The 22495-nt window shown below is 54.4% G+C and carries 19 protein-coding genes and 2 pseudogenes; 6 read left to right on the top strand and 15 right to left on the bottom strand.

Annotation, left to right across the window (positions count from 1 at the left end):
* Positions 1 to 50: 50 nt before the first annotated feature.
* On the bottom strand, positions 51 to 926 hold the full coding sequence (locus K5Y33_RS11720) for a LysR family transcriptional regulator (protein ID WP_222234026.1): 876 nt from the start codon (positions 924 to 926) through the stop codon (positions 51 to 53).
* Positions 927 to 1016: 90 nt separating this feature from the next.
* On the opposite strand from K5Y33_RS11720, the gene K5Y33_RS11715 reads away from it, so the two are divergent.
* From K5Y33_RS11715 to K5Y33_RS11705, 3 genes are read left to right on the top strand one after another with little or no spacing between them, the layout of a single operon-like run.
* Complete coding sequence (locus K5Y33_RS11715; protein ID WP_225608256.1) at positions 1017 to 1520, top strand: lactoylglutathione lyase family protein; 504 nt, start codon at positions 1017 to 1019, stop codon at positions 1518 to 1520.
* On the top strand, positions 1513 to 2475 hold the full coding sequence (locus K5Y33_RS11710; RefSeq protein WP_222234025.1) for a zinc-binding dehydrogenase: 963 nt from the start codon (positions 1513 to 1515) through the stop codon (positions 2473 to 2475). The genes K5Y33_RS11715 and K5Y33_RS11710 overlap by 8 nt, the downstream gene beginning before the upstream one ends.
* An 18-nt stretch (positions 2476 to 2493) precedes the next feature.
* Complete coding sequence (locus K5Y33_RS11705) at positions 2494 to 3597, top strand: NADH:flavin oxidoreductase/NADH oxidase (protein ID WP_222234024.1); 1104 nt, start codon at positions 2494 to 2496, stop codon at positions 3595 to 3597.
* A 547-nt stretch (positions 3598 to 4144) separates the two neighbouring features.
* Here K5Y33_RS11705 and K5Y33_RS11700 read toward each other — a convergent pair.
* A complete protein-coding gene (locus K5Y33_RS11700; protein ID WP_222234023.1) occupies positions 4145 to 5740 on the bottom strand; it encodes a bifunctional aspartate transaminase/aspartate 4-decarboxylase in 1596 nt (531 codons plus the stop codon).
* Positions 5741 to 5774: 34 nt separating this feature from the next.
* Positions 5775 to 7466, bottom strand: coding sequence for an aspartate-alanine antiporter (aspT, locus tag K5Y33_RS11695; protein WP_222234022.1), 1692 nt, complete (start codon positions 7464 to 7466; stop codon positions 5775 to 5777).
* A 512-nt stretch (positions 7467 to 7978) separates the two neighbouring features.
* Between aspT and K5Y33_RS11690 the strand changes: the two genes are divergently transcribed.
* Positions 7979 to 8503, top strand: coding sequence for a phenolic acid decarboxylase (locus K5Y33_RS11690; RefSeq protein ID WP_222234021.1), 525 nt, complete (start codon positions 7979 to 7981; stop codon positions 8501 to 8503).
* A gap of 186 nt (positions 8504 to 8689) precedes the next feature.
* Here K5Y33_RS11690 and K5Y33_RS11685 read toward each other — a convergent pair whose 3' ends face one another.
* Positions 8690 to 9892, bottom strand: coding sequence for an MFS transporter (locus K5Y33_RS11685; protein WP_222234020.1), 1203 nt, complete (start codon positions 9890 to 9892; stop codon positions 8690 to 8692).
* Between the two features lie 65 nt (positions 9893 to 9957).
* Here K5Y33_RS11685 and K5Y33_RS11680 point away from each other — a divergent pair, with 65 nt between their 5' ends.
* Together K5Y33_RS11680 and K5Y33_RS11675 are read left to right on the top strand one after the other, a co-directional pair.
* Positions 9958 to 10980, top strand: coding sequence for an AraC family transcriptional regulator (locus K5Y33_RS11680; protein WP_222234019.1), 1023 nt, complete (start codon positions 9958 to 9960; stop codon positions 10978 to 10980).
* A gap of 540 nt (positions 10981 to 11520) precedes the next feature.
* Positions 11521 to 11952, top strand: a complete 432-nt coding sequence (locus K5Y33_RS11675) for a hypothetical protein (RefSeq protein WP_222234018.1) — start codon at positions 11521 to 11523, stop codon at positions 11950 to 11952.
* Positions 11953 to 12167: 215 nt separating this feature from the next.
* Here K5Y33_RS11675 and K5Y33_RS11670 read toward each other — a convergent pair.
* The 11 genes and pseudogenes from K5Y33_RS11670 to K5Y33_RS11620 form a co-directional block, all read right to left on the bottom strand.
* Positions 12168 to 12478: pseudogene (locus K5Y33_RS11670) on the bottom strand (IS30 family transposase); the annotation flags it as partial.
* Positions 12479 to 12548: 70 nt separating this feature from the next.
* Positions 12549 to 12821, bottom strand: a pseudogene (locus K5Y33_RS11665) (GNAT family N-acetyltransferase); the annotation flags it as partial.
* 102 nt (positions 12822 to 12923) lie between these two features.
* Positions 12924 to 13772, bottom strand: a complete 849-nt coding sequence (locus K5Y33_RS11660; protein WP_222234017.1) for a VOC family protein — start codon at positions 13770 to 13772, stop codon at positions 12924 to 12926.
* A 23-nt stretch (positions 13773 to 13795) separates the two neighbouring features.
* Positions 13796 to 14947 carry an amidohydrolase gene (locus tag K5Y33_RS11655; RefSeq protein WP_222234016.1) on the bottom strand — a complete coding sequence of 384 codons (1152 nt, stop codon included), beginning with the start codon at positions 14945 to 14947 and terminating at the stop codon, positions 13796 to 13798.
* Positions 14948 to 14949: 2 nt separating this feature from the next.
* Positions 14950 to 16047, bottom strand: coding sequence for an alkylhydroperoxidase domain protein (locus tag K5Y33_RS11650; RefSeq protein WP_222234015.1), 1098 nt, complete (start codon positions 16045 to 16047; stop codon positions 14950 to 14952).
* Positions 16048 to 16059: 12 nt separating this feature from the next.
* The gene (locus K5Y33_RS11645) at positions 16060 to 17061 is read right to left on the bottom strand and encodes a putative FMN-dependent luciferase-like monooxygenase (RefSeq protein ID WP_222234014.1); all 1002 of its coding nucleotides are present in this window, start codon (positions 17059 to 17061) and stop codon (positions 16060 to 16062) included.
* Positions 17058 to 18668 carry an ABC transporter ATP-binding protein gene (locus K5Y33_RS11640; RefSeq protein ID WP_222234013.1) on the bottom strand — a complete coding sequence of 537 codons (1611 nt, stop codon included), beginning with the start codon at positions 18666 to 18668 and terminating at the stop codon, positions 17058 to 17060. Before K5Y33_RS11640 ends, K5Y33_RS11645 begins: the two co-directional genes overlap by 4 nt.
* Positions 18665 to 19522, bottom strand: a complete 858-nt coding sequence (locus K5Y33_RS11635; RefSeq protein ID WP_222234012.1) for an ABC transporter permease — start codon at positions 19520 to 19522, stop codon at positions 18665 to 18667. Before K5Y33_RS11635 ends, K5Y33_RS11640 begins: the two co-directional genes overlap by 4 nt.
* Positions 19519 to 20463, bottom strand: a complete 945-nt coding sequence (locus K5Y33_RS11630) for an ABC transporter permease (protein WP_222234334.1) — start codon at positions 20461 to 20463, stop codon at positions 19519 to 19521. The genes K5Y33_RS11635 and K5Y33_RS11630 overlap by 4 nt, the downstream gene beginning before the upstream one ends.
* A 12-nt stretch (positions 20464 to 20475) precedes the next feature.
* Positions 20476 to 22098 carry a TIGR04028 family ABC transporter substrate-binding protein gene (locus tag K5Y33_RS11625; protein WP_222234011.1) on the bottom strand — a complete coding sequence of 541 codons (1623 nt, stop codon included), beginning with the start codon at positions 22096 to 22098 and terminating at the stop codon, positions 20476 to 20478.
* Between the two features lie 13 nt (positions 22099 to 22111).
* Complete coding sequence (locus K5Y33_RS11620) at positions 22112 to 22294, bottom strand: hypothetical protein (RefSeq protein WP_222234010.1); 183 nt, start codon at positions 22292 to 22294, stop codon at positions 22112 to 22114.
* Positions 22295 to 22495 lie beyond the last annotated feature (201 nt).

The following is a 22495-nucleotide window of genomic DNA, read 5'->3' as shown; positions in this document are numbered from 1 at the left end:
ATCGCGCGTTGTGTAAATACGCGCAATAAATTGCGCCGCTACGGTTTGCGCTAACTGTTGTACATGCTGTTTTTCAACCAGCGCAGCGCCTGCTGCGCGCGTGCTGACAGCGGCCATTCGGCGCGGTGAATCAGCCAGATGGTATCCACTAATTCGACGTTATCTGTGGCAACCGCAATTTCTGCTGGCCGCGCAAATGCCAGACGGGCAAAGCGCGGCAGCACCGCGAAACCGAGGCCACGCGCAACCGGCTCCAGAATCAAACCGATCTGATTGCTGAAGCCACGCTGCGGCAAATTGCGTACGCCCGGATTACCGGGAAAGCGTCGGCTGAGCAATCGCGTTGCCATCGCTTGTCCATCAGGATGATCGATATAACCAAGCGCTTCGAGATCTTCCCAACGGTGTACGCTCGCGCCTGCCGGGATCACCAGTTCGAGCGGCTCTTCGGCAAACTTCTCTGCCACCAGCCGTTTGTCGTCCGGTTTTTGCGTCACCAATCCCATTTCGTAGCGGTTGTGCAGCACCGCATCCATCACTTCGCTGTCGGGCGCGAAGCGATGGCGCACGCTGAGATCGGGATATTGCTTTTGTAGCGCCAGCAACAGCGGGTAGAGTCTCAGCCCGATGCTGCCGGGTGAAATCAGGCTCACTTCGCCGCAGGTGACGTCATCATCACTCAGGCGTAAAGCTAAATGCCGCTGAGCGCGATCCACTTGCTGGCAATAATCCAGCAGCGCGCGTCCGGCTGGCGTCAGTTCGAGCGGACGTTTGCTGCGCAGCAGCAAAGGACCCAATTGCAGCTCAAGATGACGAATATGCTGGCTGACCGCCGCTTGCGTTATGCCCAGTCGCTCGGCGCTGTCGGTGAAACTGCCAATCTCAGCCAGCGTGGCAAAAGAGGTTAACCATTGGGGATTGAACATAAGGATATTTTATAAAACCTATAACTGAATCACTGTTTTCATTATACAGGCGGCAACGTAGTCTGGGGATATATTCGTAACAGGAGATAGATGATGACTGCCCCTTATCCGCGTACTTTTTCTCATATTGGTTTGTCAGTCACCGACCTTGATGCCGCCGTGAAGTTTTATACCGAGGTGATGGGCTGGTATCTGATCATGCCGCCAACCGCGATTCAGGAAGACGAATCCGCGATTGGCGTGATGTGCCGCGACGTGTTTGGTCAGGGCTGGGAGAAGTTTCGCATCGCGCATCTCTCCACCGGCGATCGCGTCGGCGTCGAGATCTTCGAATTCAAAGCCGCTGAAAAACCGGAAAACAACTTTGAATACTGGAAAACCGGCGTCTTCCACTTCTGCGTACAGGATCCCGATGTGGAAGGTTTGGCGGCGAAGATCGTCGCGGCAGGCGGCAAACAGCGCATGCCGGTACGTGAATATTTCCCCGGCGAGAAGCCTTACCGCATGGTGTACATGGAAGACCCGTTCGGCAACATCATTGAAATTTACAGCCACAGCTATGAGCTAACTTATTCCGCAGGTGCCTATGTCTGATAACCGATTTTCAGTGCCACAACAGTGGCGCGCCTGGATGTGGCAGGGCGATGCGCTGCAGCAAGAAATCATCAGTGCAGAACCGCTGCAGCCGCACGATGTGGTGGTGCAGAACGCCGCGATTGGCCTTAATCCCGTCGACTGGAAAGTGCTGGCGAGCCAGATTGGGCAAGTGCCAGGCGTTGACGGTGCCGGAACGGTGGTGGCGCTGGGTGCAGAGGTTGACCCCGGCTTGCTCGGCGCACGTGTGGCGTACCATCAAAGCTTGCGCCGCAACGGCAGCTTTGCCGAGTTCACCGTGCTGGCGGCGCAGGTTTTGATGAGTCTGCCGGATGAGCTGGATTTTGCCACCGCAGCGTCACTACCATGCCCGATGCTAACCGCCTGGCAGGCCATCGAGAAAGTGCCGACGCAGCCGGGGGCCGCGATCCTTATCGCCGGTGCGGGCGGTTCAGTGGGGCATTTCTTAGTGCAGATGGCGCACGCGCGCGGCTTTGAGGTAACGACGCTTAGCCATGAACGTCATTGGTCGCGTCTGCACGCACTGGGCGCGAAGCGCTGTCTGAGTGATTCAATGCACAATGCCGAAGCAACACCGCGACGCTACTTTGCAGTGATCGATGCCGTCGGCCCGGAACATGCCGCGCATCTGGCGGATAACCTGCTGGCGAATGGTCATCTGGTGTGCATTCAGGGACGCGTTGAACAGTGGCCTTGCAGCCCGTTTGGTCGCGCGCTGTCGCTGCATGAAGTGGCGCTGGGCGCATTACATCTACACGGTGATGCGCAACAGTGGCGCGCATTAACGCAACAGGGTGAACGCCTGATGGCGCAGCTGGTGCAAGGCAAACTGGAAAGCGAGCTGTTACTGCATTTTCCTTACGATCAATTACCTGCGCAGCTGCTGGCGTTGCAACATCGCAACTTCAGCGGCAAGCAGATCATTTTGCTTTAATCAGATTCAGAGGTGGTTATGTCAGGCCTATTTACGCTCTTTACCTTAAAAGATGTCACGCTGCGTAACCGCATCGCCGTGCCACCGATGTGCCAATACAGCGCCGAGGATGGCATGAGTAACGAGTGGCATCGCGTGCATTACAACAGCCTGGCGCGCGGCGGCGCGGGATTGGTGATTGTTGAAGCCACCGCAGTATCCCCGGAAGGGCGCATCACACCCGCTTGCCTTGGCATCTGGAACGACGCGCAGGCGGAAAAGCTGGCGCAGATTGCGCGTGAAATCAAAGCGTCAGGCGCGGTGCCGGGCATTCAGATTGGTCATGCCGGACGCAAAGCCAGCGCCAATAAGCCGTGGGAAGGTGACGACCATATCGCCGCCGATGACGCTGCCACTTGGGAAACCATTGCGCCATCCGCGGTGGCGTTTGGTCAAAATCTGCCGCGCGTGCCTCTAGCCATGACGCATGCGGATATTCAGCGCGTGCGTGAAGAGTTTGTGCGCGCCGCTCAACGCGCGCGTGATGCCGGTTTCGAGTGGCTGGAGTTGCACTTCGCGCATGGCTATTTGGCGCAGAGCTTCTTCTCAGTGCACGCCAATCAGCGCACGGATGAATACGGCGGCGATTTGGTGGGTCGCAGTCGCTTCCTGCATGAAACCTTTGATGCGGTGCGCGCAGTATGGCCAGAAAATCTGCCATTGACAGCGCGTTTTGGCGTGCTGGAGTTTGATGGCCGCGATGAAGAGACGCTGCAGGAATCGATCACGCTGACCAAACAGTGGCGTGAAAACGGTCTGGATCTACTTAGCGTGAGCGTGGGCTTCTCCACGCCGGATGCCAATATTCCGTGGGGCCCCGCGTTTCTGGCGTCTATCGCCGAGCGCGTGCGCCGTGAAGCGAATATCCCTGTGGCTTCAGCGTGGGGTATTGATGCACCGGCAATTGCCAATCAAACCATCGAGAAAGGTCAACTGGATCTGGTGATGGTGGGCCGCGCGCACCTGAAAAATCCAAACTGGGCGTATCAGGCCGCACTAGCGCTGGATAAGAGCGAACCATCATGGGTGCTGCCCGCGCCTTACGCGCACTGGCTGGAGCGTTATCGGGTGAGTGAGGCTTAATGCTGCCCGCTTAAGAAAGAAATGACCTATGTATGCAGGTGCGCATGACTGCGCACTCTACGCAGCCTTGTCGGTCGCCATTCATGGCGACCGATTAACGTTTTAAACTACATTACGTATTACGGTTTCGACTTATTTGTACTAACCCACCATTGTAAAACGTGATAATGAAGAACTATGCCAGTCGATTTTCACTTGTTGACGCCTATTTTAAACAAACGATAGCGGGGTTCAAATTTTACACGCTGATTTTGAAATGCCCGTTTCTGCCACGTAACGGACGAGCACGTCAGATCCGTTATGAGCGAAAAGCGGTAATAACATTATTTTACACTCATACAGCTCTTAATTAATCTTTAGATTAATTGCTAACTGAGGATGATATTCTGACATTTAAGGATAATTCTATAGCACTCACTGTTAAATAAGGGCTGCAAAGCAACCCTTTTATTGTCAATGTTTTCTATATTTAAGTAACTACTTTATTTAATGGTTTTCGGTGTATTACCATCCCTGAAAATAAAAGCGCCTTAACTTAATTAACTATTTATTTTCTCTTGTCTCCGGAACGATATTTTTCATAATATTGCTCCATCATTTTTCTTAATGACTTACCGATGGCGGCGTACTCGTATTCATTTAAGTTAGCCAGAGATATGCGTCCTGCGGGCTTCAGACTGCCAAATCCGGTTCCCGGAAGCATGACTATTCCCGTCTCTTCGGCAATTCGGAACAGGATATCGGTCGGATTGAGCGTTTTATTCACCCAATCAGCGAACTCGTCACCATAAACTTGTCGGGATATCGCTTCGAGATCCAGCAACGTATAGTAATCCACGGCTTCTTCTGTATCGATATGCGTTATACCCAGCTCACGATACAGCACAGCCTGACGGCGACGAATAATTTCTGACACCGCCGCTTTGTATCCATTCTCCCCATCCATAAGGGCAAAAAGACTGAACAACACCATCTGCACCTGTTGCGGGGTGGATAAACCGGCGGTGTGATTCAGTGCTACGCTTCTGCTGTCAGCTACCACCCTGTCAAGAAAGCGTAATCCGGGTACATCCGGAGTCAGTGAACCGTAGCGTTGGTTAAGGCGCTTTTTTTCTACATCACTAATTTTAGCTAGTTTCTCATCAAGGACATTGAGCTGATGAGTCGCGATTACACCCAGACGCCAGCCCGTTGCTCCAAAATATTTAGAAAAGGAATATACCAGTATCGTGTTCTGCGGACAGGTGGCGAACAGTGATTTGAAGTCGTTGGCGAAAGTTCCATATACATCATCGGTAATAATAATGAGATCTGGACGCTGCTCAACAATGCTGACCATTTTCTCGAGCGTACGCTCATCCATTTTAACTGAAGCAGGGTTGCTCGGATTAACACAGAAAAAGATTTTTATCGCAGGATCCAGCAACTTATTCAGCTCTTCATCGGGATACTGCCAGTTATCATCCGGGGACGCATTAATCATTACGCTTTCCAGACGGTAGTCTTCCAGCTGCGGAATTTCGATGTACGGGGTAAATATTGGTGCTCCCATTGCCACTTTATCACCGGCAGTGACCAAGCCATTCGTACGCAGCGTGTTAAAGAGGTAGGTCATGGCGGCTGTGCCCCCTTCAACTGCGAACAGGTCGACATCTTCAGCTGAAATCAGGCCACCGATCATCTCTTTAACGATATATTCACGCGTGATTTTTTCACTGAGAGCCAGCATTCGCGGCGGAACCGGATAATTAGAACCGAGAATGCCTTCCACCATTTCATGTAAAAAATGCGAAGCGGAAAGTCCTAACTGGTCCCGTACATAGCTTACTGCTCGTGATAAAAAAGCCACGCCCGGCTGCTCATGGCCACGTGCCAGGAATGCATCAAAACGCGCCTCGATCCCCTCAATGTGCGGTAACCCTCCAATCCCATGCGGCAGGTAAGAGTAGGAACGCTCCGCCTCTTCGGTAGCAAACAATCCAAGGCGCCAGAAAGCACGGCGTGGCAAGGTGGCAAGAAAGTTGGGATTTCCTCTGCCTGCATTCAGCATCAGGCGGTCGGGTTTGCCCGAAGCTAACTTAATCAGGGCGTCTTTAAGTTCGAAGGGACTAAGTGATGCATATTGTTCGTAAGGATTTGACATAGAAAACATCTCCAGATGATGAAGCATTTAAACGTCATACCAGGGCGACGATCAGCGGGCCCAGCAGGGTAAGAAACACATTTGCCAGACCGTAGGTCACAGCAAATGGCGCAGTCGGAATGGCATTACCAGCCTTATCAAGAATTTCGCCAAAAGCAGGATTGGCGCTGCGGGTACCAGACAACGCACCGGCAAATATCGCCGTATTGTCATAGCGCAGCAGATAGCGGCCGATAAATAAGGTGATCATCAGGGGGACAATAGTAACCACAATGCCGATCAGGAAAATAGAAATACCGTTGTTCCTGACGGTCTCTACGGCCTGCAGGCCAGACTGTAAACCAACCACGGCAACGAATCCTGCCAGGCCCAGATCGCGAAGCAGGCCAGAGGCTGGCAAAGGCATATTTCCTGTCAGAGGCTTCCGCGCTTGATACCATCCAAACAGCAAGCCAGAAAGCAATGCACCGCCGCCACTGCCGAGCGTTAAAGGAACAGAACCGACGCGAAGAACCAATAATCCCAGTAGCAGACCAAACGCAAGGCCAAAACCGTGGAACATCAAATCCGTTTTTGGGCTTTTTAGCAGCACCGGTCCCGCCAGCGCCACCGCACGCTGGATATCCTGCTCGCTGCCATAGAGTGTCACAACGTCATTGCGTTCAACTACGGAGTCATCTTTGAAAGGCAGCACTGTCTCACCGCGCTTAAGCGCAGTCACATAGATACCGTGACGCACATCGCCTGAAATTTGGTTACGCAGTTCATCCACCCGCTTGCCCGTCAGCGCGGGATTGGTCAGTAAGACTTCGGATGTCTTCATGGTCATTTCCGGCCCGTCTTCTGCATCCAGCTCTTTTCCCAGCGAGGAGGCGAGGGCAACGATGCCTTTGCGGCGGCCCACAAGTAACAGAATGTCGTTATCATTAAGCGGCATGTCAGGCGTAACGGCGATGACTTTATCGCCGCGTTTAATGCGTTCAACGGTAACCGGGAAAAGTGGATTAGCTAACGCTTCAATCTGAGCAACGCTTCTGCCTGCTGCCGGTCCTGCCAGAAACACCCTTCCTACCAGTTCAGGTAAAGCAGGCATCTGACCTGGCGCCAGTATGATTGCGCCATGCATCAGTTCCTGTTCAGCTTTTATTGCGTCTTCACGAATAGAGCGCCCCATAATTTTGGGAAGAATGTTAACGCAGATAATGATGGCACCCAGGGAGCCGAAGATGTATGTCACCGCATATCCCACGGCGACATTCCCCTGCATCTGCTGGAGCTGTGCTGGATCAAGATTCAGTTTTGCGATGGCGGCACTGGCAGTACCGATAATCGCTGACTGGGTTAACGCACCAGCGGCGATGCCGGCCGCAATTCCCTTGTCCAGCGCAAATATTTTTGCCATCACGACAAGAGTGGCTAAAGAAGATACAACCAGAACCAACGCTAGGGCGATCTCACGCAATGTCCGCCGGCCCAGAGAGGAGAAAAATTTGGGGCCACTTTCGAAGCCCACAGCGTAAATAAAAACGGCAAATAGAACATTTTTAATGCCGCTGTCGATGGTGATACCAACCTGGCTTATCAGCACGGCAATGAGCAATGCTCCGGCGACGCCACCAAGCTGGAAAGCGCCCAGTTTAAATTTACCGATCCACGTGCCTACAGCGAGAGAAAGAAAAAGCGCCAGCTCCGGTGATAATCGAAAAACTTCATGAATCAAATCCATAGAAATATATCCCGCAGAGAAAATTCTTAGGGCTCAGGCATATTTTTCTGCCTGAAGAGTGATTATTCAGTTAAAAGAAACGTCAGCGTTTGATGCTTATCTCAGGTTAGCTTTATAATTTACTTTCGCAAATTAAAACCCTAAGAATCAGGTTTAAGGTAGTGCAAAATACTGATAAATAGTCTAATTTTAATCGTTACATTTTGAAGGCGAACCGGTAATTTATTACATACGGTTAACCTTTTTATTCATTTTGCGACTGATTCAAACTATTTAGCACTATAAAATGGTTAATCATTATGGAAAATTCATGCAAAGTGGCTATATTATTCCTTAAGCAAATGACTTGTATCTGTCATTCAAATGCTAATATTGTGTAAATAATTGATATGCAAATGCTTGCGCATTGTTTCATAACATGCTCACCGCGTAACACTACAGTATTTAGATTACACAGGTGCAGCAAGTAACATTCCACACTTCGCCACTCTATCGGAAAATATGAGGTCGTTATGTCAAGTGAAACAGTTAATGATATATCAAAAGACTTATCCGCCTTTATAGGGACGCATTTTGTCTATACCTATGATAATGGATGGAAATATGAATGGTATGCGCGTAATGACAATACGTGTGATTACAGGATTCATCAGGGGTTGGTAGGTGGTCGTTGGGTGACAAATCAAAAAATGAATGCCGTGCAGTTCGCACCTGGCATTTATAAAGTCGACTGGCACGAGCCGACAGGAACCTGTGTGAGCCTGTTATTTGACATTGAAAGAAAGATCATTCATGGCACCATCTTCTTTCCTCAGTGGATTGCAGGTGAAAATCAACATCCTGAAAAAACAATTTGTTATCAAAATGAGTTCATTGAGGATATGCATCGCTTCCGCGATGAAGGACCGGCATATCCCTATGTTGTGATACCCGAATTTGCCAGGGTCACGTATATGAAAAATGAAGGGCCTGATAATGATGCTGTTATTAATATGCCCCCAGGTCAACTTCCGGACAATTTCTTCGATGGGAAATAATTAATTCCAGACATTACTGCTTCATTACACTGACATCTCAAAGCCAATTCATTTGGATGCTGAGGTGCCGAACAAAGTAGTAGAGATTTTGAGTGAGCGGAAGAGCCAGGAAACCTCGCTACTTTTTTCAGGCCAGCCAAATGGTTCAGCTGGCCTTTATTTAAACGTCTTTAATAAGGGGTGTGGTCAGCTCAGCGCGACCCTCACTTTTAGTGCAATCACCAGCGCGGCAAAACACATTATGCAACCCGCGGTAATGAAAACACCGGTTACGCCGCTGAGACCAAAAAGTAATCCTCCCAACGCAGCACCCGCAGCAATTGAGGATTGAACTGCTGCGACTACCATGCCGCCAGCGGTTTCAGCCTGATCGGGAACGGAACGCGCTACCCAGTTTGACCACGCAACGGGTACGCCACCAAATGCCATACCCCACAACGCGACGAACAACATCAATCCTGCTTCCTCAAGTGGCAGCAAAATCATGCTTAATGCCGCTAAACCAACAAGTGCTGGCATCAGTATCAGGGTAAGACGCAGGCTTTTCTCCATCAGCCACCCGGCCAGCAGCGTACCGATAAAATTAGCGACGCCAAATCCAAGCAGTATCAAAGACAAACGATCCACATCAAGTTGAACGATATTTTCAAGAGCCGGACGAATATAGGTAAAGAGCGCATATTGACCCGTATGGGCAATCACACACCCCGTCATTCCCACCGCAATGCCTGGGCGGCGGAGTAAATCCATGACAGATGCCGTAATCATCATTTTACGCGGAGCCATCCCAGGAAGCGTAAACAGCTGGAAAAGCAGTGTCAGCAGGCCAACTGCGGTTGCAGCGATAAAAGCACTACGCCAGCCATAAAGCCCACCTAAATAGCTTCCCAGCGGGATCGAAACCACGGTACCGACAGCAATACCGCTAAAAATAATAGAGAGAGCACGCGGGACGCTTTTTGCAGGGACCAGCCGCATAGCTACGGCAGCAGCCATACTCCAGAAGCCTCCCAGCGCGATGCCCAGCAGAATGCGCATGACCAGCAGAACAGCCAGACTGGAGGAGAGTGCGACAAGCAGGTTGGAGGCGATCATCAGCACGGTAAAACCCAGCAAAACAGCTCGGCGATCATAATTACGCGTCAGGCGGGGAACCATCAGACCCGCAAACAGGGCCACCACAGCTGTCACCGTCACAGCCTGACCAGCAAGCGCTTCGGTTACACCAAGATCCGCGGCCATGGGTGTTAACAGGCTGGCAGGAAGATATTCTGCAGTCAGCAAGCCAAACACGCCCATCGTCAGTGAAATAACGGCCATCCATGCGGATTCTTTGGGTTCCGAACTGTTCAAACTAACAGATGCAGCTTCAGTTGCTTCATTTCTCATAACACACTCTTTTTTTGGAGAAAAAATGATAACTCCAAGTCTAGAGTTCAGCGGCTGGACGATCTATGATGCCACATCCTGATTTTTTACCCGAAACTCCGGTTATGCATGTGAATAAACACTTTGCCCTGTCATCCGAACTCATCAGTGAATTGCTGCTGGAAATGCGTCTGCGTGGCGTGCAGTACCGTCGTTTACAGACGGGCTCTGAGTTTGGCGTCGGTTTCAGCAACAGACCCGGACATGCCTATTTTCATTACATCGCAGTGGGTACTGCTGTGCTGCGCACACACGATGGTACGTTGCACGAACTAAAAGCCGGGTGCATGGTATTCATGCCGCAGGGTGAGGAGCATCAGCTTTTATCGGATGTCAGCTGTTCATTTCAACATATCGACACGTTCGGCTCTGCTCCTTTAGGCGAGGCCGTCAGCGGAATTAATACCTGCCCGAGTTCGCATCCGACGCCCAGCACGGTTCTGTTTTATGGCTGTATGGAGTTCGATCTTGGTGGAATGCAGGGCCTGGGTAAACTGATGCCGCAAGCCATCGTGGTTGAGGCAAATGAACAGATTTATCCGGGGCTGGTTCCCGTTCTGGGCGCGATGAAATCTGAAATCTGTTCCGGACGCGCGGGCTTCGCGGGCATTCTGGCACGCCTCGCAGAAGTGGCGGCGGCTATGATTGTACGTGGATGGATCGAAAACGGCAGCGAGAACGCCGCTGGTCTAATCGCTGCGTTACGTGATCCACGACTTGCCCGTGCCATTCTGGCGATTCATCGTGATACAAGCCGGGAGTGGTCTGTTGCCGAGCTTGCTGCCCAGTCGCATGTATCCCGTTCTGTTTTTGCTGAACGCTTCAAATCAATCATCGGCATACCTCCGCAGCGCTATGCAAGGGAAGTGCGAATGCGCATCGCGGGTCACTGGATTACTCACGATAAGATCTCAATTGACACCGTAGCGCTTCGCCTCGGCTATGCCTCGCAGGCAGCTTTTAGCAGAGCGTTCAAGCGCATTAATGGGTATCCGCCGGGCGCTATGCGTCAGCGAACAGCGAGAGGCGTTAATACAGTAAGTGAGTGAATGCTATTATTGTCATTTGCTGGATTGAATGTAGAAGACCTTAAAAACTGAGCGGAAACGACTTTTCATCATTCTACGGATCGCAAATTTTGCAATGTCTGCTTCTGGCACAAAGTTGCTGGTTGTAAGAAGCGGCTGTCTGTAATGAGCAAAGAACTGACATATCATTTACAGATGCTGGTGGTTTTGAAATTACGCAATCAAGCAAGATGATTAATTCTGATCTGACTGACTTTGTCACTAAACATTCTTTCCGAATATGCTTTTTCGTCCATGTAGGAAAGCACGATTTGTACGATGCGATATCGAATCTTAAAATTAGGAGCCTGGGATTCTAAATTGAAGTCAAACGAATTTAAGTTTAAAGGAATAATGAATATGTCATGCTTAAAAAAATATGTATAGTGGGTCTTCCCCAGTAATGGGGATATAATCGACAGTTCTACATTTTACGTTACTTTACTCATGCTTCTAATCTTGTCAGGAACCTGGGCTTATAAATTATAGTCAAACGAATTTACGTTTAAAGGAATAACGAATATGTCATGCTTAAAAAAATATGCATATGCCCCATTTATATCACTACTTTATGGTGTTTCAGCAACGGCCTCACCAGATTTGATGTATGACATTGATAAGAAAGACTATTCGGTGTCAACAGAGGTAACGCCACAATTTTCCTGGGATAAAAGTGAGTCTCAAGGTGATAAAACCCAATATTGTCTTACTCCTCGCGATCCAGGATGCAGCAAAATGTGGCATGAGGAAAAAGCGAAGGATTATTCCTGGACCACAGAGGTAACGCCAAAACTATCTTGGGAGAAAAGTGAGTCTCAAGATGATAAAACTCACTATTGTCTTACCCCTAGCGATCCAGGATGCAGCAATATGTGGCATAAGGAAAAAGCTAAGGAGTATGACAAGAGGATACAGCGTTACCACCAAAAAAGGCTCTCTAATTATCATAAATGATCGTTTAAAAGCTTATATTCAGTTTTCCATAGTGGGATATTACGCCTGGCTTGTAACGTTCTTAATAGTTAGGCTAATAATATTTGACGATTCATTTCTCGAAAATTGTTTGCAGCTTATCGAGAATGTATCTAAAAATTGCATTAAGCCGCCTCGACTTCATTTACTGATTCGCGAAATGTCATGGATTGGACAGAATAACTTGAGCGTCCAAAGTCAGTTCCTTTTGGGAAATATTGTCTGACCAGCTTGTTCGTATTTTCATTTGAGCCACGCTGTCAGGGAGATTGAGGACCACAGAAATAAATCCAAATGTCTGTCGCTACCGTAAATCGAGCGTGGCTGGTCGTTTGGCGCCTCGATCCCATGTTAGTGTTTTATAAAAGCTCAGCAGGTAATTCCGCGCTTGTTTGATGAGTGCAGATACAACAGTTATGGTTTTGTTGTCGCTGATTTTGGACAGCATAACAAAGCGGGAATGGCGTTCAACGTGGGTGACGATATAGGAGTTAGTAGACATCTCTATGTTTGGTCGGGTTAAATATGGCTAATTCGTTAAATAACCTTGATCCCGAGCTGAGTTGATCACACCTGCACTACAACCCATATTCCTCGCGCAACAACCCAAACAGCCAATCGTTATGCCACGCATTTCTCAGCCAGTAACTTTCTCGCAGTTCACCTTCTAATACAAAACCGACTTTTTTCAGCAGTCGCCGTGAGGGCGTATTGCCTGCGGTGACGGTAGCGCTTAGGCGTCGAATGCCGCCGTCGCTGAATGCATAGTCACAAATCGCGCGGAGCGACTCGTGCGCATAGCCTTTGCCTTGCGCTTCAGGTGCGAACAGAAAGCCGACTTCGGCGCAGTCATAACGTAGCGGCGCAATTTATTGCGCAATATCAGGCTAGTTGCGCAATCGCCATCACATTGTGCGATAAATCGCGCCGCTACGGATACATGCAAAACGTGATTATTGCTGGAACCGCAACGCCACACCAAACGCCTGCTCGGCACCAACAATAATCGCCGACTCTTCTTCGCGGAACGGCACATCACCGAGCAGCAGGCTGGCTTTCACTTTACGCAGATCCGCGGTGCGCAAACTCAATCCGGCCATGCGGGCGCTGCCGTCGTAATCAATCGGCAATCCGGCGAAGCGCTGCGTAACGTATTCCGCGGCGGCAAAGCGCACCGTTGCCACGCCCGCTTTGAGCACAAACGCGCCTTCCTGACAGGCGGTAAGTTTATCGGCACCAAATAAACGGCTGTAGGGCTGCGCAGCGGCGGCGGGATCCTGCGCCACCACCACGAATTCGACGATATCGCTCACGCCATTCGGATGGACGCGCCACGCGTCCTGCCACACCGAATCCGGCGTGTCGTGCTGACAAAAGAAGCTGCGGCCATTCGCAACCAGCGACGGGCGCAATCGCACGGTGCGGAAGCGTGCTTCCTGCTCGGTGCCGTCCGGCAAAGTAACGGGACGGAAAAAGCTCGCCGGCAGATCGCCGTCGATGTCCTGGCTCTCCAGATAGCGCCACACCGCATCGGCATCCTCGGTTTTCCATACTAATCCGCTGAGGCCAATCGGCGACTGCCACAAATCCTGGCGCAGATTGCCGCGCCCAGGCTCAAACCCTAACAGCTCCAGATAGTTATCACCAAAAGTCGCTAGATGATTACTGGAGCCGAGCGAATGATGGCCGCGCTCGGTCAGCTGAAATCCCAGGCGACGAAACAGCGCGCTAGCGTCATCCAACTGGCTGGCAACGTTGATCACCACATGGTCGAGACGTGGAACAGGTACAGAAATCGCCATCGCTTTTCTCCTTGCTCTCATGGTCACGATGCCAGCGCCTGTTGTTGGCGCAGCGTCAGCAGCGCGCGCTGGGCCAGCTCGGTGAAATAATGCACCGCCGGTTCCAGCATCGCTTCATCCGGATCGAAACCGGCGTGATGCAGGCCAAATTCACTGGCGCTACCGATGCTAACGAACGCGCCCGGCAGCTGCTGCAGGTAGAAGGCGAAGTCTTCGCCACCCATCTGCGGCGTGCCGACCTGTGTTTGATAGCCTTGCTCTGCGGCCAGATCCAGCGCGAAATCGGCCCATTGCGGGGTGTTAACCAGCGAAGGCGGACCTTCCTGCCACACCAGCTCCGCCTGTGCGCCAAATCCGGCGGCGATCCCGTTTATCAGCGCTCTCATTTTCTGCGGGATCTGCGCGCGAATCGCCGCATTGTGGGTGCGCACCGTGCCTTCCAGTTCCACCGTTTGTGGCAGCACGTTCCAGCTGTTGCCTGCGGTAATGCGCGTCACGCTGACCACCAGCGACTCCAGCGAACTGAACACGCGGCTCGGCAGCGTTTGCAGCGCGGTGACGATGTGGCTGCCAATCACGATGCTATCAATGCCTTCATGCGGACGCGCGGCGTGCGCACCTTTGCCGTTGATAGTGATCTGGAAACGATCAACGTTGGCATAATAGGCACCGCCGCGCGTCCGCAGCGTGCCGGTTGGCAGATCCGGCGCGTTATGCAGGCCGAAAATCGCCTGCACCTCTTTCAGCGCGCCCGCCGCCAGCAGCTGTTTCGCGCCGGTAAAAATCTCTTCGGCAGGCTGGAACAGAATGCGCACGCGGCCAGGCAGCTGGGATTCGATGCGTTGCAACTGCTGTGCGACGCCCAGCATCACGCTACTATGCAGATCGTGGCCGCAGGCGTGCATCACGCCCGGCTGCTGGGAGCGCCATGCTAGATCGGTTTGCTCGTCGATGGGCAGGGCGTCGATGTCGGCACGCAGCGCAATCAGCGGTTCACCGTGACCGATTTCTGCCACGACACCGGTTTTCAAATCCAGCGGCAGCAGCTTGACGTTGAGTTCCTGCAACCAGCGGGTAAGGCGCTCGGTGGTGGCAAATTCCTGATCCGACAGTTCGGGATGCTGATGCAGCTCGCGTCGCCAGCGCACCAGCTGTTGATGGGAAAGATCCGTCATGGTCATCCTTGTGTGTGTTCAGGTAAGAAAGGTTCGCCGAGCGTCAGCATCAGGCGATTCGCCCAGGCAAAGAAGGCGGCGGATTGAATCAGGTCCAGTAGCTCCAGCGTGCTGAATCCCTGATCGCGAAGCGCGTGCAGCTGTTTCAGGCTGGTGGCGGCAGGCGTAATCGATAAGGTAGCAACCAGATCGATCTGCGCCGCCCAGCGCGCCGATTGTCCGTGCGACAGCTCAGCGCCCGGCGCGACATTTAGCAGCTTCTGCACCGCCGGTTCATCTTTCGACAGCTGGCTGGCTTTGCGCGCATGCACCGAGGCGCAGTAGATGCAGCCGTTGACCTTGCTCACCACCGTGGCGGCGAGTTCTCGCTCGGCGCGCGAGAGTCCGCCTGCGGTGTAGAAGATGCCTTTATCGGTTAGCGTGCGCTGCTCAAGCAGCGGCTGATTGCGGCCCAGCAGGCGGAAGTAATCAGAGTCGCTGTGGCCGAATTTCGCCAGCGTTGCCTGCTCTTCAGCGCTAAATTCCTGCAGCGGTTTTGCCGCCAGCCACGGTTCCCAGCCGAGTTCCTGTTGGGTAAAGGCGGTGAGGGCGGTTTTCCCGCTGACGGTGAGCGGCGCATCGTGCCATTTACCGGCCACCGCATGTGGCTGCGACGCCGTCTCTTCACCGTTGAGCAAACGCAAACCCGCAAGCAAGCGGCTCTGGAAGCTGACAAAGGCAATCAGCTGCGCCAGCGTGACGATGCCGCGTGGCGACCATCCGGCAGTTTGCAGCGTCTCGATGTGCTGCGGCGCAGCATCGACCGGATGCAAGCTCAGCAGTTCCGCAAACGCCAGACCCGCATCGAAGCGTGCGTTGTTGGGCTGGTCCGGCTGGCGGTAATGCGCTTCGAGACTCGACGCGCCATGCCAGGCCGCGACCTGCGCGGCGAGGGCGAAACGTTCTGCTAACGGCAAATCCTCATCATCTTGCGAAAACAGCACGTCATAGCTGCCTTGCGTGTGCTGGGTGGCGGCGTGACGCTCGGCGCGGGCTTGCGCCAGTTCAGACGCGGGATCGATATCCGCCAGCGCGGCCAGTAAATCAAACGTTTGAGACATGAAATTCTCCTGTTAAGCGTGGCTCAGCGCACGCAGCGCGGGCGCAATATGCTCGGAAATCAATTCGATAGAACGCAGAATGTCGGCGTGTGGCGGATCGATGGAGTGCACCTGGAAGCTGATATCGGTGACGCGTTGCAGCGACGTATCGGCCAGCAGCGATTGCCGCACCGTGTCGGCATCGCCGAAGTGCGCATCCAGCTGACGCGCCTGTTCGTCCAGCGTGTTGCCAATCACGTGTCCCGATTCACGGAAATGCTGCGCCTGGCGCTGTAAGCCCGGCTCGGCAAGACGGCGCGCGTAGTCGTTGGAATCGGCCACAAAAGCGGTGCGCGATGCCAGAATGCGCGGCGCAATGCCTGCTGGTAAAGCCGCCAGATAGGCATCAATCATCGGGTTTTGTATCTGGTGGAGCGGCAAATCAGGCTGGGCCGCCGGACGCGGCTGGGTGCGCGACAGCATCAAACCGTGCCCGGCAAGGCCTGCGCGCGCCGCACCTTCCACCGAGAAGGTGGCGATCCACACGCGCTGCGCCAGCGTCGGCGCAGCGGGATAGAGATGATTATCCGGATGGCCCAGGGTATCGCCGCGCCAGGCGCCCAGCAGCTGATGCAGATGATCGGCAAACACGCTGGCGCGCTGGTCGATGGTGATACCGAACGGCAGAAACGAGGTCGCGGTGCCGCCCGAACCTAAACCGACTTCGAGGCGACCGTTGCTCAGCAAATCCAGCACCGCGGCATCTTCGGCGACGCGCAGCGCGTTCTCCATCGCCAGCGTGATGATGCCGGTGCCAAGCCGAATAGTGCGGGTGTGCGCCGCAACGTGGGCCAGAAACAGGAGCGGTGACGGCAAGCCGCCTTCTTTCTCGTGAAAGTGGTGCTGAGCAATCCACGCGCTGTCAAAACCGGTGCGCTCGGCGTGCTGAATCTGTTCAGTTGCCAGGCGATAGCGCTGCTGTGCGGAAGTGTCATCCAGCAGGCGAGTGAAAAAACCAATGCGTTTGCGCGTCATGCAGACTCCTTAATCAGCGGACGGAAAGCGGGAATCGCGTCAATCAGCGATCGGGTATACGGATGCTGCGGCGCGTTAAATAGAGTGACAGTGTCACCTTGCTCCACCACTTCACCGGCGCGCAGCACGGTGACGCTGTGCGCAATGCGGCGCACGGTGGCGAGGTCGTGGGTGATAAACAGATAAGTAAGGCCGAGCTCGCGTTGCAGCTGTTGCAGCAGTTGCAGAATCTGCGCCTGCACTGTGACATCCAGCGCTGAGGTAGCTTCATCCAGCACCAGAATCGCCGGTTGCAGAATCAGGGCGCGGGCGATGGCTACGCGCTGACGCTGGCCGCCAGACAACTCGCGCGGTTTACGCGTCAGCAGCTCCAGCGGTAACGCCACGCGCTGCGCCACGGCTGCGACGCGTTCACGGCGCTCGTCGCTGCTGAGTTTCTCAAAGTTACGCAGTGGCTCTTCAATGATGGCGAACAGCGTCTGGCGCGGATCCAGCGAGGCAAACGGGTTTTGATACACAAACTGAATCTTGCGGCGCAGCTGACGTTGCGCTTCGCCGCGCAGCGCGGTGGCATCGATGCCATCGATCATCACGCGGCCGCTATCGGCCTGCTCAAAGCCTAAAAGAATGCGCGCCAGCGTGGTTTTCCCCGAGCCGGATTCGCCGACCAGCGCGTGCGTGGTGCCGCGCGCCACCGTGACGCACACCTCTTTCGCCACCTGCAGCTGCTGCTGGCGACCGAGGGAAAACTGTTTATTGATGCCGGAGAGCTGAATCGCTGGCGACGAGAAGTTGGCATGTGTCGGCACGGACAGCGCGCTGTCGCCCGGATCGGCGTCCTGCAACAGCTGCCGCGTGTAAGCATGCTTAGGCGCGTTGATCACCTGCGCCGCCGGGCCTTGTTCCTGAACTTCGCCATGACGAAATACCAGCAGGCGATCGGCACGTTCTGCCGCCAATGCCAAATCGTGCGTGACAAACAGCACCGCCGTACCGGATTCGCGGCGCAGCACATCCAGCAGATCGAGAATGCGTTTTTGCACCGTGACATCCAGCGCGCTGGTGGGTTCATCGGCAATGATAATCTGCGGACGCAGGGCGAGGGCGATAGCAATCAGCACGCGCTGTTTCATGCCGCCGGAAAGCTGATGCGGATACTGCGTCAGACGCTGTTCCGGATGGCTCAGCCCCACTTTTTGCAGCAGCTCCAGTACGCGCTGCTGACGTTCGGTTTTGCTGATTTTCAGGTGCAGCTGCAACATTTCACCGACCTGATCGCCAATGGTTTTCACCGGATTGAGCGAGTTGCCCGGATCCTGCGGCACTAAGCTGATGCTGACGCCGCGCAGGCTATCAAGACGTTTAGAAGACCAACCGGCGATATCGGTGCCGTTCAGCACAATTTTGCCGCTGTCCCGGCGGCCGTTTTCTGCCATCAAACCAATAATGGCCTGCGCGGTGGTGGTTTTGCCGGATCCGGATTCACCGACCAGCGCCACCATTTCACCCGGCTGCAACTCAAAGCTGACGTTGTGAACCACCGCGCGCCACTCGCCGCGCTGGCGATAGCTGAGGGTTAAATTTTCAATGGCTAATAACGCGCTCATGCGTCTCCTCCGGCCAGTTGACGACTGATGCGGTTGGCGGCCAGCACCACGGCGACCACCACAATGCCGGGGAAGGTGGTGAGCCACCACGCAGTCGCCAGATAGTTACGTCCTTCGGCGATCAATAAACCCCACTCGGGCGTCGGCGGCGGCGTGCCGTAGCCGAGGAAGCTGAGCGTGGATAACGCCAGAATCGCCTGGCCAAACTGCAAGGCGGCGAAGGCGATCACCGCCGTCAGCGAGTTGGGTAAAATGTGACGCCACAACACGCGCCCGAAACTGCCGCCGCTGCCGTAAGCCGCTTCGACGAACTCGCTGCGGCGTACGCGGACCACTTCGCCACGCGCCAGGCGGGCAAAGCTGGCAATCGAGGCGATGCCCACCGCCAGCGCGGCGTGCACGGTGCCAAAACCCAGCAGAATCAGAATGCTGAGCGACAGCAGCAGCGAAGGAATCGACAGCAGCACATCCACTAAGCGCATCAGCCAGTTCTCAGTGCGACCGCCCATCGCGCCCGCCAGCACGCCGAGCGTGGTGCCGCCAATCAGCCCCATCGCCACCGCTGCGACCGCCGCCGACAGCGACTGTGACGCACCATAAATAATGCGCGCGTAGAGATCGCGGCCCAGCTGATCGGTGCCGAGCCAGTAAGCGGCCTGCGGCGGCAGACGTTGTGCGCCAGGCACGCCTTCCGTTGGGCTGAAATGGGTAAACAGACCAGGCGCAAATGCCGCCAGCAGCGCCAACAGCATCACGCCCCACGCCAGCCACAAACCTGGCTGGATGTTGAGCACGCGGGACTCACGTGCGTTGCCGTTGCTTTGACGCGCAGTTGAGTAATCGACCAGACTCATCGGTTGCCTCCGGCAATGGATTGCAGACGCGGATCGAACAGCGGCATCAGCGCATCGACCAGCAGGTTAATCAGCACAAACGCCAGCGCCGAGATCATCACCACCGCCTGTAACACCGCGACGTCCTGATTATTTACCGCCTGCTGCGTCAGCTGACCGACGCCGCTTAGGCCAAACACGGTTTCGGTAATCAGCGCACCGGCGATCAGTTCCCCGAGCAGCAAACCGGCAACGTTCAGCACCGGCAGCAGCGCATTGCGCATCACGTGATGCCACAGCACATGGCTTTCGCTGGCGCCTTTAGCGCGCGCGACCGCCACGAACGGCTGAGTAGAAACCTGATCGATGCTGCGTAATAGAATCTGCGCCAGCGGCGCGGAGATCGGGATCGCCACGGTAATCACCGGCAGAATCAAACCCTGTAGCGGCGACGGATTGATCACCGGGATCCAGCGCAGCTGGAAGGAGAACAGCTGAATCAGCGCGATGCCGAGCCAGAAGGTCGGCAGCGAGATAAACAGCGCCGGTACCGATTGCAGCAACGAACGCAGGAAGCGCAGCGCTGGCAAGCGCGATAACGCCGCCAGCGCGAACGCGATAAGGGTTGCCAGCACAAAACCGAGCAGCGCCAGTTGCAGCGTGGCGGGCAGGTTGCTGATCAGCTGTTCGCTGACCGGCACGCCCGCCTGTACCGAGTAACCAAAATCGCCGCGCACCATCGCCAGCAGCGTGTGCACGTACTGCTGCCAGAGCGGATTATCGGCGCCGTAAGCCAGTCGCATTTCGGCGATTTGATACGGGCTAAGGCCCAGATCCGGGTTCTGAAACTTGATCAGCACCGCATCGCCGGGCAGCACCTGCAGCAGAAAGAACGACAGGGTAAACGCGGCCCACAGCACCAAAACGCTTTGACCCACTCTTCGCAGCAGTGAACGTTGCATCATCAACCTGCCTTAGTGTTTTTCCAGCCACGCGCCGTAGAACGACGGACGACCGACGGCTTCAAAATTCACGCCTTTCAGCCACGGCGCACCGGCAAACACCTGCGGTTCTTCAAAAATCGGAATCACATAGGCCTGATCGAGCAGATAGCGCTGCGCCTCGCCGGTCACCGCCAGGCGTTTCGCCGGATCGACTTCCGAGGAGATCCCCAGCAACAGCGTGTTCAGCTTGTCGTCGCGGAAGTTCTGCACCTTGTCGCTGGAGCCGCCTTTTTGCAGCAGCGCATCACGGTTAGTCGGATAGAACTGGCTCTTCACCACGTCAGGATCGGCGCGGCCCACTTCGGACACCACCAGCGGGGTTTTCAGCGGATCGAGGTTATCCAGCACGCGGCTGCCGGCATCACCGGCTTTCACCGCCAGCGCGACGCCAACCTGACGCCACTGCTGTGCCACCAGCTGCAGTACCTCTTTGTTCTGCGGCTGCGGCAGCGATTCATAAATGGTCAGCGCCAGTTTCTTGCCATCCTTTTCGCGGATGCCGTCGCTGCCCGGTTTCCAGCCCGCTTCATCCAGCAGTTTTTTCGACAATGCCGGATCGAATTTCAGCTTGTCGGCCAGATTGACGTAACCGGCCGCCGAGGTGGCGATCACCGAGGTGGCCTGCGGATAGTTCGGTGAGAACAGGGTTTGCACCACTTGCTGCGCGTTGGTGGCGTGCAGCAGCGCCTGACGTACTTTCACATCGCTGACCAGCGGGTTATCCGGGCGGAAGCTGATGCTGTCGTTGACGCCACGCGTGGGTGCGGCGTAAATCGGGAAGTTTTGCTGCTGCGCCTGCTTCTCGTCGTAGGCTTGCACCTGACGAATAAAGTCGGCCTGACCGGCCAGCAGCGCGCCAATACGCACGCTGTCTTCTGGCGTGACGATGAATTTAATGCCGTCGAGATTGGCTGGACCTTGCTGGGCGAGATTTTTCGGGCCCCATTGGTAATCTTTGCGCGCGGTTAGATCGACTTCGCGGCCGAGCTTCTCATCGCTGACCACAAACGGACCGGAACCAATAATATGACGCGCATCGCCGAGTTGGTCGAAGCTACGCTGCAGCGTGCTGAGGGAAACCAGGCCCGAACCGATGGTGGCGGTGCCCTGTAAAAAACCAGGTGACGGTTTTTTGAAATAGAATTTCACCGTCTGAGGATCAATAACTTCACTGCGATCGTAATTATTGATCACTTCGGAAACCGGCAGGCGCTTGGCTTTATTTCCCAGACCGTAAGTATCAAAGTTTTTGGCTACCGCATTGGCATCTAAGGGCGTGCCATCAGAGAAGGTGACGCCGGGACGAATTTTAAAGGTATATTCGGTTTTATCGGCGTTACTGCTCCAGCTTTCGGCAATCCACGGTTCCACTTTTAAGGTTTCAGGATTCTGCCACGTCAGCTTATCGGTAATTTGATTCAGAATACCGCCATTGGGATAAAAGCCACCGGCGGGTGGATAAAGGTTGGTATGTGCCTGTTGTTCGAGGTAAACCAGCGTGCCGCCTTTGACGGGCGTGTCTGCCGCGTGGGCGCTAAAAATCCCTGATAGCAGGGCCAAACTCAACGCCTGCAAGTGAAAATGCTTAGTCATGGTGTTTCCCTTTTTAATCAATAGCCCGACGGGCGGTTTTCATCATTGAATGCCGCACACGGGAGTTGAACCAAGGAATTGCACTAAGCTTTGCTAAAAAAAATAAATAGGCGTTCTGTTCATACGATGGGGCGCCATAAATGGCGTAGTAATGCTTATTAGCTAAGCCATTGGCGATGGCGCTGACCGGTGCCACTTTTGGTCCGGCGGTCCTCGCGCCGCTTACGCGGTACCTTCACTTCGCTCGTCTGCCTGACGGACCGGCGGAGACGGGACGTCCTGTCCCGGCTCCGCCTTTCGCCCGCGTCCTGCGGGCTCTCCTGGCTTCCTCGCTTCGTTCAGCGCTGCGGATTGCCGGCCCAAAAGCGGCCCCGGCCTGCTCCAAACCTTCAGTGCG

The organism is Pantoea sp. DY-17 (genome assembly GCF_019795975.1).
Classification (GTDB): Bacteria; Pseudomonadota; Gammaproteobacteria; order Enterobacterales; family Enterobacteriaceae; genus Pantoea; species Pantoea leporis.
This window is presented reverse-complemented; position numbering and strand designations above follow the sequence as displayed.